At 37.7% G+C, this 18,071-nt stretch carries 20 protein-coding genes and 1 pseudogene; 6 read left to right on the plus strand and 15 right to left on the minus strand.

Features of this window, described 5'->3' with window-relative positions:
* Nucleotides 1-210: 210 nt before the first annotated feature.
* The 8 genes and pseudogenes from B494_RS0104535 to B494_RS20955 form a co-directional block, all read right to left on the minus strand.
* Nucleotides 211-513 (minus strand): annotated as a pseudogene (locus tag B494_RS0104535) (fumarylacetoacetate hydrolase family protein); the annotation flags it as partial.
* Between the two features lie 161 nt (nt 514-674).
* Nucleotides 675-1,445 carry a class I SAM-dependent methyltransferase gene (locus B494_RS0104540; RefSeq protein ID WP_017471186.1) on the minus strand — a complete coding sequence of 257 codons (771 nt, stop codon included), beginning with the start codon at nt 1,443-1,445 and terminating at the stop codon, nt 675-677.
* Between the two features lie 72 nt (nt 1,446-1,517).
* Nucleotides 1,518-1,682 carry a hypothetical protein gene (locus tag B494_RS20950; RefSeq protein WP_017471187.1) on the minus strand — a complete coding sequence of 55 codons (165 nt, stop codon included), beginning with the start codon at nt 1,680-1,682 and terminating at the stop codon, nt 1,518-1,520.
* Between the two features lie 68 nt (nt 1,683-1,750).
* The gene (locus B494_RS0104550; RefSeq protein ID WP_017471188.1) at nt 1,751-2,143 is read right to left on the minus strand and encodes an OsmC family protein; all 393 of its coding nucleotides are present in this window, start codon (nt 2,141-2,143) and stop codon (nt 1,751-1,753) included.
* Nucleotides 2,144-2,232: 89 nt separating this feature from the next.
* Nucleotides 2,233-2,679: a threonine/serine exporter family protein gene (locus tag B494_RS0104555; RefSeq protein WP_017471189.1), complete on the minus strand. Its 447-nt coding sequence runs from the start codon at nt 2,677-2,679 to the stop codon at nt 2,233-2,235.
* Nucleotides 2,680-2,706: 27 nt separating this feature from the next.
* Nucleotides 2,707-3,450, minus strand: a complete 744-nt coding sequence (locus B494_RS0104560) for a threonine/serine exporter family protein (protein WP_017471190.1) — start codon at nt 3,448-3,450, stop codon at nt 2,707-2,709.
* Nucleotides 3,451-3,465: 15 nt separating this feature from the next.
* Entirely contained in the window at nt 3,466-4,614 is a 1,149-nt protein-coding gene (locus B494_RS0104565; protein WP_017471191.1) for an MFS transporter, read from the minus strand.
* 224 nt (nt 4,615-4,838) lie between these two features.
* Nucleotides 4,839-4,991, minus strand: a complete 153-nt coding sequence (locus B494_RS20955; protein WP_017471192.1) for a hypothetical protein — start codon at nt 4,989-4,991, stop codon at nt 4,839-4,841.
* A 270-nt stretch (nt 4,992-5,261) separates the two neighbouring features.
* On the opposite strand from B494_RS20955, the gene B494_RS0104575 reads away from it, so the two are divergent.
* Entirely contained in the window at nt 5,262-5,864 is a 603-nt protein-coding gene (locus tag B494_RS0104575) for a thioredoxin domain-containing protein (protein WP_017471193.1), read from the plus strand.
* Nucleotides 5,865-6,052: 188 nt separating this feature from the next.
* Here B494_RS0104575 and B494_RS0104580 read toward each other — a convergent pair whose 3' ends face one another.
* Both B494_RS0104580 and B494_RS0104585 read right to left on the minus strand, forming a co-directional pair.
* Nucleotides 6,053-6,652 carry a response regulator transcription factor gene (locus tag B494_RS0104580; protein ID WP_241211392.1) on the minus strand — a complete coding sequence of 200 codons (600 nt, stop codon included), beginning with the start codon at nt 6,650-6,652 and terminating at the stop codon, nt 6,053-6,055.
* A gap of 617 nt (nt 6,653-7,269) precedes the next feature.
* Complete coding sequence (locus tag B494_RS0104585; RefSeq protein WP_017471195.1) at nt 7,270-7,593, minus strand: MerR family transcriptional regulator; 324 nt, start codon at nt 7,591-7,593, stop codon at nt 7,270-7,272.
* 204 nt (nt 7,594-7,797) lie between these two features.
* On the opposite strand from B494_RS0104585, the gene B494_RS0104590 reads away from it, so the two are divergent.
* Nucleotides 7,798-8,088 (plus strand): HesB/YadR/YfhF family protein, encoded by a 291-nt coding sequence (locus tag B494_RS0104590; protein ID WP_017471196.1) that lies wholly within the window; start codon nt 7,798-7,800, stop codon nt 8,086-8,088.
* Nucleotides 8,089-8,134: 46 nt separating this feature from the next.
* Here the strand turns inward: B494_RS0104590 and B494_RS0104595 are convergent, their stop codons facing one another.
* From B494_RS0104595 to B494_RS0104610, 4 genes are all read right to left on the minus strand, one after another.
* Nucleotides 8,135-9,283 (minus strand): glycoside hydrolase family 43 protein, encoded by a 1,149-nt coding sequence (locus tag B494_RS0104595; RefSeq protein ID WP_017471197.1) that lies wholly within the window; start codon nt 9,281-9,283, stop codon nt 8,135-8,137.
* A gap of 356 nt (nt 9,284-9,639) precedes the next feature.
* Nucleotides 9,640-11,310: a formate--tetrahydrofolate ligase gene (locus tag B494_RS0104600; protein ID WP_017471198.1), complete on the minus strand. Its 1,671-nt coding sequence runs from the start codon at nt 11,308-11,310 to the stop codon at nt 9,640-9,642.
* A gap of 293 nt (nt 11,311-11,603) precedes the next feature.
* Nucleotides 11,604-12,770, minus strand: a complete 1,167-nt coding sequence (locus B494_RS0104605; protein ID WP_017471199.1) for an aminotransferase — start codon at nt 12,768-12,770, stop codon at nt 11,604-11,606.
* Entirely contained in the window at nt 12,767-13,264 is a 498-nt protein-coding gene (locus B494_RS0104610; RefSeq protein WP_017471200.1) for an Lrp/AsnC family transcriptional regulator, read from the minus strand. The genes B494_RS0104605 and B494_RS0104610 overlap by 4 nt, the downstream gene beginning before the upstream one ends.
* A gap of 175 nt (nt 13,265-13,439) precedes the next feature.
* Here B494_RS0104610 and B494_RS18950 point away from each other — a divergent pair, with 175 nt between their 5' ends.
* Together B494_RS18950 and B494_RS0104620 are read left to right on the plus strand one after the other, a co-directional pair.
* On the plus strand, nt 13,440-14,150 hold the full coding sequence (locus B494_RS18950) for a class I SAM-dependent methyltransferase (RefSeq protein WP_017471201.1): 711 nt from the start codon (nt 13,440-13,442) through the stop codon (nt 14,148-14,150).
* Between the two features lie 4 nt (nt 14,151-14,154).
* Nucleotides 14,155-14,967: a DUF2268 domain-containing putative Zn-dependent protease gene (locus tag B494_RS0104620; RefSeq protein ID WP_017471202.1), complete on the plus strand. Its 813-nt coding sequence runs from the start codon at nt 14,155-14,157 to the stop codon at nt 14,965-14,967.
* 419 nt (nt 14,968-15,386) lie between these two features.
* Here B494_RS0104620 and B494_RS0104630 read toward each other — a convergent pair whose 3' ends face one another.
* Nucleotides 15,387-15,995: a DUF1836 domain-containing protein gene (locus tag B494_RS0104630; RefSeq protein WP_017471204.1), complete on the minus strand. Its 609-nt coding sequence runs from the start codon at nt 15,993-15,995 to the stop codon at nt 15,387-15,389.
* A gap of 147 nt (nt 15,996-16,142) precedes the next feature.
* Here B494_RS0104630 and trhA point away from each other — a divergent pair, with 147 nt between their 5' ends.
* On the plus strand, nt 16,143-16,790 hold the full coding sequence (gene trhA / locus B494_RS0104635) for a PAQR family membrane homeostasis protein TrhA (protein WP_017471205.1): 648 nt from the start codon (nt 16,143-16,145) through the stop codon (nt 16,788-16,790).
* Between the two features lie 48 nt (nt 16,791-16,838).
* The gene (locus tag B494_RS18955; protein WP_017471206.1) at nt 16,839-17,918 is read left to right on the plus strand and encodes a mechanosensitive ion channel family protein; all 1,080 of its coding nucleotides are present in this window, start codon (nt 16,839-16,841) and stop codon (nt 17,916-17,918) included.
* Nucleotides 17,919-18,071: the final 153 nt, after the last annotated feature.

Raw genomic sequence — 18,071 nt, forward strand, 5'->3', positions numbered from 1 at the left:
TTAGCTGAGGCCGTGCCCGCGGAAAGCGATCGTCTGTAACTGGAGTGAGTACAAAATCCTTTAAATTCAAAATACCTCCAGGGGTTAGTTTTTCAGCAGTCTCCTATTTCGAGGCGGAAGACCACGGACGTGATAAAACCTAATGGAAAAGTCATCAACAGACGCTTTCACCCATTAGGTTATCTTCTAAATATAAGCACCATCAAACGCTCACTCCACCGTATTGGTTAAGCTACCAATCCCCTCAATTGTTAATTCCACTTGATCACCAGCTTGCAAAAATGCAGGTGGTTGTTGAGCAAACCCCACACCATCAGGAGTTCCCGTTAAAATAATATCACCGGGTTCTAATGTCATTAAGTTTGAAATAAATGCAATCAAATAAGGAATGTTAAAAATAAGCTGACTAGTGTCAGAAAACTGACGCCTCTCCCCATTTACTGCAGATTGGATCATTAGATTACCTGGGTCTTCAATTTCATCAGCTGTTACCAACCAAGGGCCGATAGGTGTCGAACGGTCAAAGGTTCATATACAAATACACAAAAATAGTTTTGATGTTATCATTTTAAAATAGGCTAAAAGGGGAATTCTAATCACTGAAAAGAGACCGTCAAAAGCCGGTCTTTTTTTAACTATTGCATTATTTTGAAGTTGTAAAATATAGTATAGAACTATTTAATTTTTTCACAAACATATATCATTGAATAACTATCATTTGTTATAGGAGTTTCGTCCCAATCCTTATAAACATTTAATATCTTAAATCCATTGGTATATAAAGTTCGTTCCATTTCTTTTGGGTATACAAACCTTAAACTTATGTTTGTTCTGTTTTCATTTACAACCTCACCATCATTGTTTTTGTATTTCCTAATAGTAGTGTAGTGTTGAACTTGGTTTAGGCTGTCATAGTTACTAATAGTATAAACATCCACTTCGTTTAAAGTGTCACTATCAATATAAGTTCTCCAATACTCCTCCGTATTAGGTTGTAATAACTCCTCCACACTCGGAAACCTTGTGTCAAAAATGAAAATCCCACCAACTTCTAAATGTCTGTTTACTGAGGACAATAAATCATCTTGAGATTCGTTTGTAATAAAATGTTGAATTGAATTTCCAACTGTATATATGAAACTACTCTTAAGATTCAAATTAAGTTCGGTACAATCTTGTTCTATCCATTCTATTGGTAGATTATGCCTAGATGCTTTCTTTTTGGCTTCGTTCAACATACCGCTATGAATGTCTACTCCAATAAGTTTATATCCATTCCTTGCTAACGGAATTGTTGCTCTACCTGTTCCACAAGCCAAATCAATTATAGTCCCTTGCTTCTTCGATGCCCATTTTAATAGGAATGGAATATCTCCTTTGTGCGGTTCATTTTCTTTATCGTATAAAATAGGGTCGTTATATTCTTCAAAATTATCTAGTGCCATTTTCCTCTCCTTAAAATATGCTTTTTAAAATTATCTTATCACTTTCAATTTTATCATAAATTATAGGCTCTTCTACCAACATTGTACTTTCTTTTGTTCTCCTAACCGCAGCGAAGCGAGTCGGTTATAAAAAGGCAGCCTAAACGCTTTAGCTAAATCGACCACTTGATTATCATTTATAAATCCAGTCCGATAATCTTGAGCTGAATCCTTTAACTTATATGTAACGATTTTCATTGATAAACCTTCCCTTCGTTTTAACCTACTCTATTAAACAAAATAGGGCTGTTCAAGTGAACAACCCATTAAGATTTCGTGATTAAGTTAACAGGTACACCGTGTTCAATCGTATTTCCAATTGTACAGCCGCGTTTTGCCGATTTTTCTAGTTTATTCCTTGTTTTTTCATCAACGTCTCCTTCAAATACAATTGAAACATCTAACTTCTCCATTCTGGATGGGCGAGCGTCTGCGTCCTTAGTTGCTGATACTTCAATCGTATAACCATCAATTTCAAGTTGATCTCTTTCAATAATCGCATCAACGGTTAGTCCCATACAGATGCCAACAGAACTACATAAATAATCAACAGGTGAAAAACCATCAACAGGGTAGCGACTAGATGTAGCTATGCTCTCTGTCCCTCTTTCGTTTGTAATTTTATGTTCGTGATCTTTTTGCTTTTTTAAAGTAATCATCTGTTAACCTTCCTTTCAAAATTGTATTATTACCTTTCCACAAGACCAGCTTTTTAGCCCGATTAGAAACGACTTAACCCTTTACGAGCCTAAGTGTTCACATACTTTTTCCATTTTGCTTGTCTAATCATTTGATTAATCACTTCCGAGCAGATCAATCCTAATGCAATCGCTCCCGAAATCATAATTACTCGAGCTGCCAATGGAATCGCCTGATCATAATTATTTTCGACAAATTGACGCATCGCATCATAAGCCAAGCCACCAGGGACAAGCGGGATAATACCAGATACATTGAAAATAATAATTGGCGTTCGAAACCACTTTGCAAAAATTTGACTAACAACAGCGACGACAACAGCCGATAACAACGTAGCAACAATCGTATCTATTGTTAATAAACGAAGCAACGTGTACACAAGCCAACCTAACGTGCCAACTACTCCACACTGCCAGAGCACGCGGCGTGGCACATTAAAAATAATAGCAAAACCAGCTGCAGCTATAAAACTAACCAATAACTGTTCTACAATCAAAACCTGCACCTCACTTCAATAGTCATGCTAGCGCACAAGAAAAAATATAATCGATACACCCGCTCCAATTGCAAAAGCGGTCAAGAAAGCTTCGGCCCCTTTCGTTATCCCAGAAACTAAGTGACCTGCCATTAAGTCCCTGACTGCATTTGTAATCAGTAAGCCGGGAACAAGGGGCATGACTGAGCCAATAATAATGTTATCAATTTCAAGACCCCAGCCTATTTGAACCACAAAAAAAGCAGACACTCCTAATAAAATCGATGCTAAAAATTCAGCAAAGAAACGAATTTTAATGACATTATGTAAGTAGCGCATCATACCGTAGCCGATGCCACCAACAATAACCGCTGGAATAAAATCAGACCATCGACCATCAAACATGATCGTGAAGCCACCACTAGCAAAAGCAGCTGCTAATAATTGAACCCAGTTCGGGTAAGTATCACGCTGTTGGTCAACTTGCCGTAATTGTTTGTCTGCTTCTTCGATTGACAACTGCTGAGAGGATACATGACGAGAAATACTATTAACTTGCGAAACTTTATGTAAGTCTGTAGCCCGCTCCTCAATCCGAACGAAATGAGTTGGGGCAGTTATATCATAGCCAAACATAATCGCAGTTGGCGTCGCATGAACCTGCGCATTCTCGATCGCGAATGCTTGGGCAATCCTTATCATTGTATCCTCTACGCGATATGTTTCTGCTCCGCTTTGCAGCATAATTTTCCCCGCCAATAAGCAAATTTCCACAACTTCAGTTTGTCGCAAGCCCCTCCCTCCTTTCTAAGCCCGTCTCTGTACCATGTGATATAACATGATCAGCATCGAACCTACTAGCGCGAAAGCCGCCATTGTAAAATACAATGCATGACCACCATATTGCTCGATGATAAAACCTCCGCCTAATGAACCTATTATTCCTGATATGCCAAAGAAAACAGTCATAAACATCAAATGACCTGTCGCCTGTAATTCAACCGGAATTAATCGAGAAACGTATTGAAAAGAAGCAAGGTAAAACACACCAAAGCAAAGGCCATGAAAAACTTGTAACACCACAATAATAGAGGGCGAATCAACGACGCCATACAACAGCCATCTCCCTGCAAATAATAAACCTGCAGTTGTCATAAAAATCAATGGATGGAATTTTCTAAACCACTTTCCAGCAAAGGCGAATACAGCTGCTTCACTAGCAACACCTACAAACCAAGCCCAACCAACTAAACGATCTCGTCCGCCAAGCTCTCTAATAAACAGACCGATAAAACTATCATTCGCTCGGTGTGTTATTGTGACCAACAATAATACAGCTAAGTATATAAGTAGACGATAATTTTTAATGAGTTTATGTATATCTTTAAGCTGAACAGGCGCCGTCTCCACTTTCACATCTACAATTCTAAAACTAACAATAAGGACTAATGTACCCATGAATAAATACGGAATGGCCAAATATTGAATACCGATCCAGTCAAGTAATTGACCGACTAAGAGTGCCGACGCCGCAAATCCAATCGATCCCCATGTCCGAATCGCACCAAATGAAACCCCTAAAGCAGACGCTCTACGTTGCGCCAAACTATCAGCAAGCGGACCAATTGGTGAAACAAAGAAATAAAAAAAGATAGCGGAAATTAAGATAAGAATGAGCGTTTTCATTTGAAAAAACACTGCGCTACTTATAAGTAAGCCACACGTTACAATGATCAATATTCTTCGTACTGTTTGATACTTATCACTCATAAATCCCCAAAAGGGTTGCGAGAATATAGACACTGTCGGCCCAACTGCGAGGACCCAACCAACTTCTTGACCGGTCAACCCTCGATAAGCCAATAATAACGGCAGAAAGCTTACAACCATCGTGTTCGCCCCATGAAAACTAAACAATAACATTTTTAACGGTACAAGCGATCCTTTATCTGTCACAAAAACTTCTCTCCTAACATGCATTCATCTAATAGTCCCTATTATAAGACTTTAATCAACGAATGGGAAGGAAAGAATAGCATGAAAGGCACAAAACATTCATGTATAGATCCACCTGCTTATAATCAAAATCTTTTGCTTCAAATCAAATCACCTTTATATCTAAAGACCTTTCTCCCAAAGACCCTTGACACAATAAAGTGACAGGCTTTTTTCGAAAACCATTAAAAAATATTTTGTTCGCGACCAGGTATAAAGGGTCTTCGTATTTCATCAAACCGTTCCGCAAAAACAACGGATGACGTATCAGCCAGTAATGCTTTAATACTAATCATTAAAACAATAGCTATCATGATTCTTTTTAGTAACTTTTTCATTTAATACACCACCTCTTAGTCATACTTAGAAATTCCGCAAAACAACTCACACTTAATCATCTCCCACCTGATCAAGCGTTTAGAAGAGCTATTACATAAAACGATCCTATAAAGACGATTATTTGTGTTCAATTTATCACCACTTTTTATTCACTCACCATCGTTATTAATGTAAACAATCCACTCAATTTTATGCTCTATCATTGATATTCGTTTACGAGAAAGCTCGATTAACGTATAATGTGTAAAAAATGAAAGGACAGTGACGTAATGAAGAAAAGCGGCTTAGCGATCATAATTTTTATCGGTATCACGATACTAACGCTTATCATATTAACGCAAATCTCATCTAATGATATTCAGCAAAGCGCCGACATTAACACCATTTCTGCAGCAGACAGCTTTCAACAAGAGGACGATCAATATTTCGTCTACTTTTGGCAGGAGGGCTGTGTTTATTGTGAGCAAATTGAAGATATAATTGTAGACTATGCCAATAATGGAGACATCCCGATTTATTTAGTGGACATGCAAGAAAATGAAAATCACTCTGCTTGGTATGATTGGGAAGCACATCACCAACAGTACGATCAAGTAATTGGGGAAGTGATTGATGGAGAAGAACACATTGATCCAGAAGTGGCGTCATCATTAGAAGATAGTGAGGTAAATTGGTCGATCACGACAGACGATAATGATCAATTAATTGCTGTTCACCAAACGCCTTATCCTAACTTAGAACCTTTACAAGCAAATCAATTAGAGATAACAGGCACACCTACGCTGATTTATTTCGAAGATCAATCTGTTTCGGCTTATGCAATCGGCGATGAAGAAGTCACTGCAATACTAGAGCAATTTCCACAAAATTAAACGTGTACAGTGGCAGTAGATATGCTCCGTTTTCCGTGTCGTCTTCAGAACACCTCTTAATATCAGGAAAATGAATGCAATAAAAAAACCGACCCGCTAATCACTGCGGATCGGTTTGCTTTAAAATGTAGGATATCGTGATGGTAAAATTTCAAAAATGCGAAAATAATGAAAAAACTAAATTTTACTTATAAGTAAATCCATTGCTTCTTCAGTGCCTTTAACACGGCATTGGTTCGATCAGGAACTTCAAGCTTATGTAATATTGAACTAACATAATTTTTTACTGTTTTATCTGATAAATAGAGTTCGTTTGCAATCCCCACGTTACTATAGCCTTTAACTAAAAGCTGCAAAACTTCCCACTCTCGCCTTGACAAAATATCAAAGGGTGGATCTGGCTTTTTAGACTGTGCGCGAACATACACTTCTAACAAACAGTTAGCTAATGAAGGATGTACAAAGCGCTTACCCTCTATTATCCATTGTATCGATTGCGTTAATCCCTGCTCGTCCATGTCAAAATAAAGATAGCCATCTAACCCAAGCGCGAATAATGACGTAGTACAAGGGTCATGGATATCTTCCACCCAAGCAACCACTTTTTTGTTTAACGATTGAAAGTATTTCGCAAAGGTTTCGACGGGAATAGGTGTATGTATATCAATGATGACTAGATCAGACTGTTGCGCAAAATCGATTAAGACTCTTTCATCCTTTGCATCACAACACACTATTTGGCTGTCAGAAAATTGTCGTTTTAATAATTCAATTATCCCATCACGCAAGAGGGATGCCTTTTTAACAAATAGTAATTTCATCGTCTATTCGATCACTTCTTTTCTCCAAATATTTAGTATTTGTTTTTGTTATTTTTGAGCAAATCGAACGCAAAACTTGGGGTGACCAACTTATTACATATGTTACTTATTTTAGACAAAATCGTCAACCAAACGACCCGCCACCATGGGGGTTATTAGCACAAGAAACAAGATAAAGTTAAAAAATGGCATTTTTTCCGAGGCTTTTGTATTGTGACTTATATCATAACTTAAACAGATATAAATCAAAGCGAATATCAAAAAAAGTAGACTTGTAGATTGATATAGGTTAAATAGTACGTTTAGCTTATGTGAGCTTCATCATATTACACTAATTTTTTAATAGTTATTTAGACTTATTTTTCAACATAATAGTGTATTAGTCAACAGTCTTCTCTACTATCATAAATAATTTTTCATATTTCGACAAGAGCAAAATCCAAATTAGTGTTTTATTTCTAATTTTCATTAAAAAATCCCAAAAATCAATTATCTAAAAACAATACCTTAACAGTGAAGAAGGGTGGCGAATCACACGCTCTTTGCTAGTGTGCAAAAAAAGACCCCCGTATCACGAGGATCCTCTAATCATTTTGAATACCAAAGCGTGCGTTGATCTCTCCACGCAATAATTCTTTTCTACCATGTCGTTCTTGCTTGCGCTTTCGACGAAGCATTTCTTGACGTATCTCAAATGTTTGAACACCCTCTTCACGCTTATTAGCAATATCCATAAGATGTTCTACATCTAAAAATGAATACTTTCGATTACCTTTAGGAGAACGTTCTGGAAAGATAAGTTTGCGCTCTTCGTAGTACCGAATCTGTCGTTCTGATAATCCCGTTAATTCACTTACAATCCCTATCGTTATCACTTTACGTTCTTTATATGAGGTTTCTTGAATCAATTTGATCACCACCACTTTATGTTTGTGATACTTTATGATTAAGTATACCTCTTGATGTGATAAAATTCGAATGAATTGTAAGATTATCTAACAACGTTTGTATACGCGCAGCAAAGAAAGGGAACTTTATTCACATCAATGTCTATTCAAATAAATCGCATTACAACAGTTGATTTGGTATAGTAGAGTTAAGGAGGATGAGCTATGGATATATCAATTTCACAACCTGCCCTAAAGTGGTTTATTAATGAAATGAGCGTATCAGACGGTGATTACATCCGTTTCTTTGTACGCTATGGTGGTCATGGAGGTGCTCAAGTTGGGTTTTCTCTTGGTGTTTCTAGTCAAGATGAGCCTTTTGAACCTGTAGCTAAAACGACAATAGACGGTGTTACTTTTTTTGTCGAAAAGAAAGATGAATGGTATTTTGATGGATCTGATTTACATATAAAATATTCCAGGAAAAAAGAAGAGATTGAATTTCTCCTTCAATAATCGAATAACCAGAGCGTTGTGTTATCAGCAACGCTCTGGTTGTCTTTTAATTATAGTTTATTTTAGCAATTACTGGTTGGTCTGTCGGTTCAACTTGATCACCCGGCATACCAAAATACGGTGTACCATCGTCATGCCAGAATAAGCGTTGTATGCTTGCATGACGATTATGATCATACAATGAATTCCCCTTAATTTCTTTATAAGGTCTTGCATGATAAACCAATAAATCATAACCATTTTCATCTTGACTAAAACTGTTATGCCCAGGACCAAATGCTTGAGTCGCCGTACTCGTTTTAAATACCGGATCAGGTGTTTTTTTCCAGACTGTGGGGTCTAATAAATCTGCCTCCGCATCCGCTACAAGATAGCCAACCGCATAATTATGATCAGTTGCATTTGCTGAAAAAGCAATAAATACTTTTCCGCGTCGCTCAATCACAGCAGCACCCTCGTTAACGTATAAGACACTATTCTCCCAATCATACTCAGGTGTTGATAATAATATTTGATTTTTTATCGTCCAAGGGTTCTCCATTTCGCCAATGTATAAATTAGAGACGGTATCATGATCAACCTTTTGCGCCCAAACAAGATAGCGCCTTCCTTTATGTTCAAAAGTTGTTGCATCCAACGAAAAACTTTGGAACGCCGTATTAACCTGCCCTTTTTCGTGCCACGTACCTGTTAAGGGATTTTGATCTGCACACTCTAATACGTAGGGTCTGATTGCCCATACATCATCTTTTTTACCCGCAGCAAAATGAATGTACCATTTACCATTAATATAATGCAATTCTGGCGCCCAAATGTGCTCGGACATGATTCCTGTCTCATGACGTTCCCAAATAACGATTTCTTCAGCATCAGGTAACGCTTTAATCGTTTTTGCACGCCTTAACACAATCCGATCATATAAAGGGTATGAACCCGTAAAATAATAATAGCCATCACTATGTTTATATAAATAGGGGTCAGCTCGCTGTTCAATAAATGGACACGGGTATTTTACCACCTTTAATTCCCCCTTGACTTCCTCTCCATCATCGGTGACGGCGTTTTCATTAGTCCACTCAACAGGATAATTAGCTTTTAGTCCATTCTCTAATTCTACTTCAACTTCTTCTGGCAAATCTGGGGTTTCCCCTTTTTTTATTGTTAAATGAATCGTTGGTATGTCTATTATCTTCATTTAATTCTTCCTCTCTACATTTTTCATAGTAATATCATTAATGTAAAATAGGTACTTATAAGTTTAATTTTTTATACTAAACAATATATCATGTACGTACATTTTAGTCTAGAGAAAAAAATGAAATTAGCCTTATAAAACGAGCTTCAGTAAATAAGACGCCCTTTCCCACTGATTGTTAGTTGAGTGAGTATCCATTAGCTCCCACCCATATAGATGATGACCACTATTTCCTATTTTATCGCGGACGTATCTATGGTAAATACCCCGTATGAACTGAAAGCCTCTTTTGGAAGGTTTCAGTTCATACGGGGTAAGATTATTTATAGTAATTGTACTTTTCAATCGATGCTAATTCAAAACAGTCCGACGGCTGATCCGTTCTGATCAATGTCCATCTTTAACGCAGCTGGTTCTTTAGGTAAGCCCGGCATGGTTAATACGTCACCCGTTAATGCGACGATAAAACCCGCCCCAATCGCAGGACGTAATTCCCTCACTGTAATCTTAAAGTCAGTGGGGCGTCCAAATAAATCGGGATCATCGGAAAGTGAATATTGGGTTTTTGCCATACAGATAGGTAACTTGTCCCAACCATTTTCAGTAAATGCCTCTATCTGCTGTTGAACAAATGGGGTTATTTCAACACCTTTCGCACCATATACTGATTTAGCAATACAGTCTATTTTCGTCGTGATATCTGCATCAAGTGGGTAAAGGGGTTGATAAGACTGGGCGTGACTATCAACAAGATTAATCACTTTTTCAGCTAAATCTAAACCGCCTTTTCCTCCGTCAGCCCAAACCGTTGTTGATGCTATTTCGATACCACGATCATTGCACCATTGCTCTACCTCATTTATTTCTGCTTCGGTATCGGAAGTGAAACGATTAAGTGCAACAACAAAGGGTAATCCAAATGCTTCTATTGTTTCTATATGCTTAGCAAGATGATCAAGCCCGCTTTTCAATCCAGCTAAATCCTCTTGACTAAGATCGCTTTGCTTAACACCACCATGCATTTTCAGCGCTCTTATCGTTGCGACAATAACAACGGCCTTCGGGTCTAATTGCCCTATTCTTGATTTTATATTCAAAAACTTTTCTGCACCTAGATCAGCGCCAAATCCTGCCTCTGTTACTACATAATCAGCTAATTTACTAGCCATTTTTGTTGCGATAAGACTATTACAACCGTGAGCAATATTGGCAAATGGACCACCATGAATAAAGGCGGGAACCCCTTCTATTGTTTGAACAAGATTGGGTAATAGTGCATCTTTTAATAGCAAGGATAGTGCGCCTTCAACCTTCAAGTCAGCCACCGTCACAGGTGTCTGATCTACTTTATAACCAATAACAATCTTAGCAAGTCTTGCACGTAAATCTTGAAATCCTTCCGCCAAGCAAAGAATCGCCATTATTTCTGATGCAACGGTAATATTAAAACCATCTTCTCTAGGTATGCCTTGCTTTGTCCCACCAAGACCAATAACAACTTCACGAAGTGCACGGTCATTGAGGTCAACCACGCGCTTCCAAGTAATGCGTCTGGTGTCAATTTCACAACTATTTCCTTGAAAGATATGATTATCAATAAATGCAGATAGAGCATTATTAGCGGTTGTAATCGCATGAAGGTCTCCAGTAAAATGCAGATTAATATCTTCCATAGGTACAACTTGAGAATAGCCACCACCTGTTGCCCCACCTTTCAAGCCCATCACTGGACCTAAAGAAGGCTCTCTCAAGGCAATTGCTGCTTTCTTACCAAGCTGTTGAAGCGCTTGTCCTAGACCTACTGTCACTGTTGATTTACCCTCTCCAGCTGGTGTCGGGTTGATCGATGTCACTAAGATTAATTGACCATCTTTTTCATCCTCTAATCGTTGAAGCAGATCCAATGAAAGTTTAGCTTTATGGTGACCGTACGGGTACCACTCATGATCATTAACATCTAATTGTTCTATAATACGTTTAATCGGCTTTAATGATACTTCGTTCGCTATCTGTAAATCAGATTTCATTTATGACACACCCCATTCGCTAAAATCGTACATTTATATTGTTTGATCGTATTATCATTCGTATTATAACACGATTTCAATTGATTTTATAGTTATCTAAAGCTCATGGCTAACTAATGTGAAACGGTGAGCACAAATACCCTTCGCAATAGACAAACAAAACAAATCAACAAAATATTCGCATTCGCCCAAATCATGAGCGAATGCATTTACTTTACAGCATATTTATTGTTTATCTCCGCTACTTCACGTGTTTTACTCGTCGTGAACAGCTGCAAAGGCGTCTTACCCTCTCATTTATCTAAAAACCGCTTGATGCGTTTCATTGCCTCTGCTAATTGCTGCATTGAAGTGGCATATGAGCATCTAATATAACCTTCTCCACTATTTCCAAACACATGGCCAGGTACAACGGCTACTCGCTGATCTTCTAATAAGGCTTCAGCAAAAGCTTCCGAACTCATTCCTGTTGCTTTTATTGATGGAAAGACATAAAAAGCCCCTCCTGGCATATGGCAGGTTAAACCCATCTCGTTTAAAGCTTTAACCACATAATTTCTTCTTTGTCGATAACTATTCTTCATCTCTTGAACACTACCTCTTCCATTTCTTAACGCTTCAAGTGCACCATGTTGAGCCATTGTAGGTGCGCACATGATCGTGTATTGATGAATTTTAGTCATCGCCTCAATAATCGCTTTAGGACCGGCTGCATAACCTAAACGCCAGCCTGTCATCGCAAAAGCTTTTGAAAAACCAGAGATAAGGATGGTCCGATCGATCATATTAGGAATAGAAGCAAAGCTTGTAAATTCCTCGTCATACAGTAAATCGGCATAAATTTCATCAGAAACCACAATTAAATCATGTTGTTCAGCTAGTTTAGCTATCGCCGTTAATTCGTCTCTATTTAATGCAGCTCCAGTTGGATTATTTGGACTACAAATCAGAATAGCCTTGGTCTTAGGCGTAATGGCTGACTTAATCTGTTCCGGCTGTATTTTAAAAGCAAATGGCTCTGTCGCCTCAACAATGACCGGCTCACCACCCGCCAGCTTAATCGTCGGCGCATAAGAGACAAAACTCGGCTCAATAACGATCACTTCATCACCAGGATTAATAATCGCTCGAAAAGCAAGATCAATCGCTTGACTTGCCCCAACGGTGATAAGCATTTGATCTTCAGCACGATAGGAAACGTGGTAAGTTTCTGATAAAAAGCAACTGAGCTCTTCGCGCAGTTCCAATAATCCAGCATTCGCTGTATATGCTGTATAGCCTTGCTCCAAAGAATGAAAACTGGCTTCAATCACATTCCATGGTGTAACAAAGTCAGGTTCCCCTACACCGAGCGAGATCACATTGTCCAATTTAGACGCAAGATCAAAGAAACGACGAATGCCAGAAGGCTTTAACTGATGGATATGGTCTGCGACATAGTGGTGGGATTGATCAATCATGGTGTCACCATCATTCGTCTATCTTGATCATCATTATCATCAAAAATAACGCCATCGTGTTTATACTGTTTCAGTACAAAGTGAGTCACTGTTGACACGACAGAGTCTAGTGTGGATAGTTTATCGGAAACAAAGCGACTAATTTCCATCATGGTCTGCCCCTCTAAAGTGATCGATAAATCATAACCACCACTCATTAGATAGAGTGCCTTCACTTCTGGAAATCGATAAATGCGCTCAGCAACTTGATCAAACCCTTTTCCACGTGTCGGTGTAACCTTCACTTCAATCATAGCCGTGACGCTTTCACGCTCTAATACTTTGGCCCAATTAATGAGGGTAGAATAGCCAAGAATAGCTGATTCCCGCTCTAATTTCTCGATCATCTCTTCAACTTCTGTAACGGTTAAATCTAACATACTGGCAATCATGTCTGTACCCAGTCGTCCATGCTTTTCTAACAATTGTAACAATTCAATCTCTTTTTGTTCCATGTCTACACCTACTTTTCTATTTATTTAATCGTGTATTTAAATGAAATTATTCTTTATCGTACTACAAACTGACCTTAAGGTAAATAACTTTATCATCATAGACAAGGAACAATTCCCACAAACATATATAGTTGCATACATTATTACAAATAACCTTGCGATAAGGAGTAAGAATATGAATAATACTTATACTGACATGCTAGCCAAATTAAAAATTGGCAGTGCTCATCCAGGTGGGCTAGCGTTAACAAAAAAAATCATTGATAAGATCAAACACTACCCTCACGAGACGATTTTAGATGCTGGCTGTGGAACAGGTGCTACGATAGCCTATTTAGCTGAACACACCGATAGTACATTAATTGGTATTGATCAACACAGCCAAATGATCGACCACGCAATGAAACGATTAGCAGGGATTGAAAATGCGGAAGTTATCTTAGCTGATATGTCCACCATCCCAATAGAAGCAAATCATGTCAATTGTGTCATTGCTGAGTCATCTGTTTCGTTCACGAATATATTAAACACCTTAAATGAATTTAATCGAATCCTACAAAACAATGGGATTATCTATCTCGTTGAGATGACAGCGATCAAACCGCTAACAGATCAAGAAAGAGAAGCTTTCTGCTCATTCTACGGTTTCGATTCTGTGTATACCAAAAACGATTGGATCGAGGCTATCAGAAAAGCTGAATTTACAATATTAGAAGCAGAACGTGTAGCACCTGAAACAAAAGGGGCTATCGATTTAGAGATTGAACCAGGGATTGATCCAAGCTACTTTAAAATGATGGCTGAACATTATCACTTAATTGAACAGTTACAGGATAAATTAGGCACATATATTTATATTGCCCAAAAACGAAATAATAAGGTGTAAGCCGATGGTCATCGTTGATACAAAGGCTTTGCTAGCCCAATACATGCGCCATAAAGGTGAGCCGAGCGCACAACTTAAATATATCATTCAACCCATTTGCGCATACTTTGACGATGCCGATCCATTAGTACTGCAGTGGCACTTACAAAGTTTTGGGCTATTCCAAGAAAACGAGCTAAACGATCATCATATTGAACAACTGATCACATCCAATATGTGGTATGAAATAGAAACAGCTTTTACCGTGCTACAAAACGAATGGCAAGGGCCCGAGGTCGCTCTTTTTATTTTACCTTCAGATTGTAGCAATCAGCAGTTAATGGACGCTTTTCACGGTGTTTCTGGACTAAGTTACGCTGATAAACTCTTTCTATTTATTCATAAGGATAGCTCACACCAACAAATACAAGCATTATTAACGCATGAATATAGTCATGTCTATCGCCTAAATCACTTATATAAACATACTGATCAACTTACTTTAGGCGATTCAATTATTTTAGAAGGTATTGCTGAAAAAATTGTGCGCCTAAGCTTTGATGAAGATAGCGTGTATAACACTGCACTTAAATATAGCGACGATCAGCTTTCTACTGCAAAATCGCTTTGGGAACACGTCGTTAAAAAGAATCTTAATCTACCTAAACATCATCCTTTCCATGATCGAATGATGTATGGCGATCAGGAAATCCCACACTTAACTGGTTATCTCGTAGGTTACGCGTTAGTCAATCGATGGTGTCAACTGCACCAACCGACTATAATCGACCTTCTACAAATATCAGCAAATCAAATTTTAACTGAAAACATTTTATAAAATTTACTAAACCTCAGCAAATAGCCTCTACAACTTCTATGTGTTTATCATACTTTATAAAGAGTACTCAAAATATGCGTTTTCACCGGCTTTGGTGTGCTTTTTTGAGTCGTTTCTCAATCTATGATGACATAGAAAGGAGTAATAAAATGTCAGCTTATTACCAAACATGTTACGAAAATGTTGGTAAGCCTGTCTGTATTCGTACACGCGACGGAAAAGAGTACAGGGGGGTTATCCGCCAAGTTACACGCTCCCATGTTTATCTAGAACCCCTAGGAGGACACCGCGGCGGTTACGGGTGGGGGTTCTGGGGACCCGGTTTCGGTTTAGGCATTGCACTCGGAGCGATCGGAACACTCGCTATCCTTCCTTGGTTCTTTATCTAGACACTATGATGGCTAGGCAGATTAATCTGTCTAGCTTTTTTCCTTTTGATCGGTGGAGCTAACATTATTCATGTCTTTAAACAATTGATCCACCAAACGCTCTGCTAGTTTGCGATACATATTACTATAATGAGCCGCAGACATAATCAAGAACAATTGATGAATATGCTCCACGTTTTCATACGGCATTTCCGTTACGGCTTGCCCTGACTGATCAACTAAAGTTTGAAAATCGGTAGTGAATTGATCCACTTGCTTGTCCATCAATTCTGTATATTGTTGATAAATCGGATCTAATTCAATTTCTTCTTGTTCAACATATTGGTTAAGATCAGATAACACTGCTCCAACATCGTTAATAGACAGCGCTCCTTTTAAGTGATAAATAAATTGAATCAGCATGATGTGTTCTTTTGTATATTTCTTATTTTGGATCGGAAACAACAATTTCCCTTTTGCATAATTGTTGATCATAGTTTTCGTTAAAATTTTATCTGTGTCGTGACGTTTACTACTGGCATATTTTTTTTCGAATAACTGTGTTACTTGGTCCATATATAAATCAATAGCTGGGATATCTTCCTTTCTCACGATGTTCTCTAAATGCAGACTTTCTAACACTGTTTTTAAATTTTCCATATCCAACCCTCATTTTTGTTAAAAAATTATTTCTTTTAGTATAACGAATAATAACTACGACGTAAATGTTGACGATAGCTCTTTGTAGTAGTATGATGTTGTCATATAGTTTTTAAAACTACATAATAATATGAAGAGGTGTTATAAATGAATAGTTATATTAGAGAACCCATTAATGGCTTAACACACCTATTGGGGGCTGTTTTAGCGTTTTTCGGGTTAATTGCTTTAGTAATTAAAGGTGCACAAACAACAGCTACATCGATCGAAATTTTCTCTTTAATCCTTTTTGGTGTAAGCATGATCTTACTTTATACGGCTTCTGCAACCTATCATATGGTCATTGCAACCAACTATGTGCTCAGTTGGTTAAGAAAAATAGACCATGCGATGATCTTTATCTTAATCGCAGGTACCTATACGCCTTATTGTGTGATCGCATTACAAGGAAGAATTGGCTGGACTCTACTATTCATCATTTGGGTGACAGCCATTAGCGGCGTTGCTTTTAAGTTAATTTGGTTTCATTGCCCAAGATGGCTGTCCACCTTACTTTATATTGTTATGGGCTGGCTAATTATTTTTGTCGCATCTCCATTATCTGATAGTATTGAACGAAATGGGTTGTTATTACTCATTATTGGTGGGGTCATTTACACCATCGGTGGCATTATTTATGCGCTTAAGCCTAAATGGTTAGAAAGCAAATACTTAGGTTTTCACGAGATCTTTCATTTGTTTATTTTGGCAGGATCTTTCACCCATTTTTTAAGTGTTTATTTATATGTGTTGTAAAACCTGCTAAAATAACCTCATACCAATCTGATAAATGAGGGATTTTACTTGCTTACTATTTTTGAATCATTCGATATTACACATCTCATTATACTTAGCTCTGTTTTGATGGCTTTAATGATCCTTCGTTTTACATTACGAAAACTGCTTGTTAAACGCTTTGATAAAAAGCAGAGTCGCTTGATCACCAATTGGGTGGTCGTTTACTTGTTTATTTTATTTCTACTTAGTTATTACGGAGAGCACTATTGGATGGTGAATTCCTTTATTTCCTTTAGCTCTATTCATGTAACTATGAATATAATTATTATCGCCTTTTTAATTATCTCATTGGCTTATCACCTGTCTCGCTTTGTAACCGAGTTGTTTATGCCTACCATTTATCAACGTTATCAGCTTGACCAGGGTATTCAATTTACATTCAACCGCATCTTTCACTATATCATTATGATTATTGCTGTAATGATGAGCATATCGATAGTTGGGATAAGTCTAGGTGCATTAACTGTCTTTGCTAGTGTTGCGGGTGTCGGGATTGGCTTTGGATTGCAAAACGTCGCTTCAAATTTTATTTCAGGTATTATTTTGCTATTTGAAAGACCAATTAAGATAGGCGATCGAGTTATTGTTGATGATATTATAGGAGATGTTGAACAAATTAATATGCGGGCCACCGTGATCCGCTCTGTCAACAATGAACATATTATTGTTCCAAATTCATATTTTTTAGAAGAGCACGTCATTAATCGGTCATTCCAAAATCCAATCATGAGACTAACCGTACCCATTGGTGTTTCATATCAAGCCAACCCCGAGCAAGTACGCGATCTATTGTTAAGGGTCGCTCAGGAAGAAGTTGAAGAAAACAAAGCGGTATTATTAGAACCAGAACCGTTTGTTAACTTTGTCGGATTTGGCGATTCATCACTTGATTTTGAATTACTTATTTGGGTCAATGATTCTCGGGAGCTATTACGAGCAAAGACGAATCTTAATTTTAAGATACACCGACTATTAACCGAACATGATATTGAAATTCCATTTCCACAGCGTGATTTGCATTTACGTTCGATCGACCAAACCATTACTCAAGTATTAAACCGTACAACACCTGAAAATAAAAAATAGCTATAAAAAATGAACAGTTTGAGACAAAAATAAATGTCTTAATATAATAGCCGAACAAAAATAGTATATTAACTATTTCTGTTCGGCTAATTTATCTGTATATACCACACGTTTTATAGCAATTGAAATAGAGGAGACTCTTGCGGGAATAGC

Origin of the sequence: Amphibacillus jilinensis Y1 (assembly GCF_000306965.1) — a bacterium.
GTDB classification, from domain to species: Bacteria; Bacillota; Bacilli; order Bacillales; family Amphibacillaceae; genus Amphibacillus_C; species Amphibacillus_C jilinensis.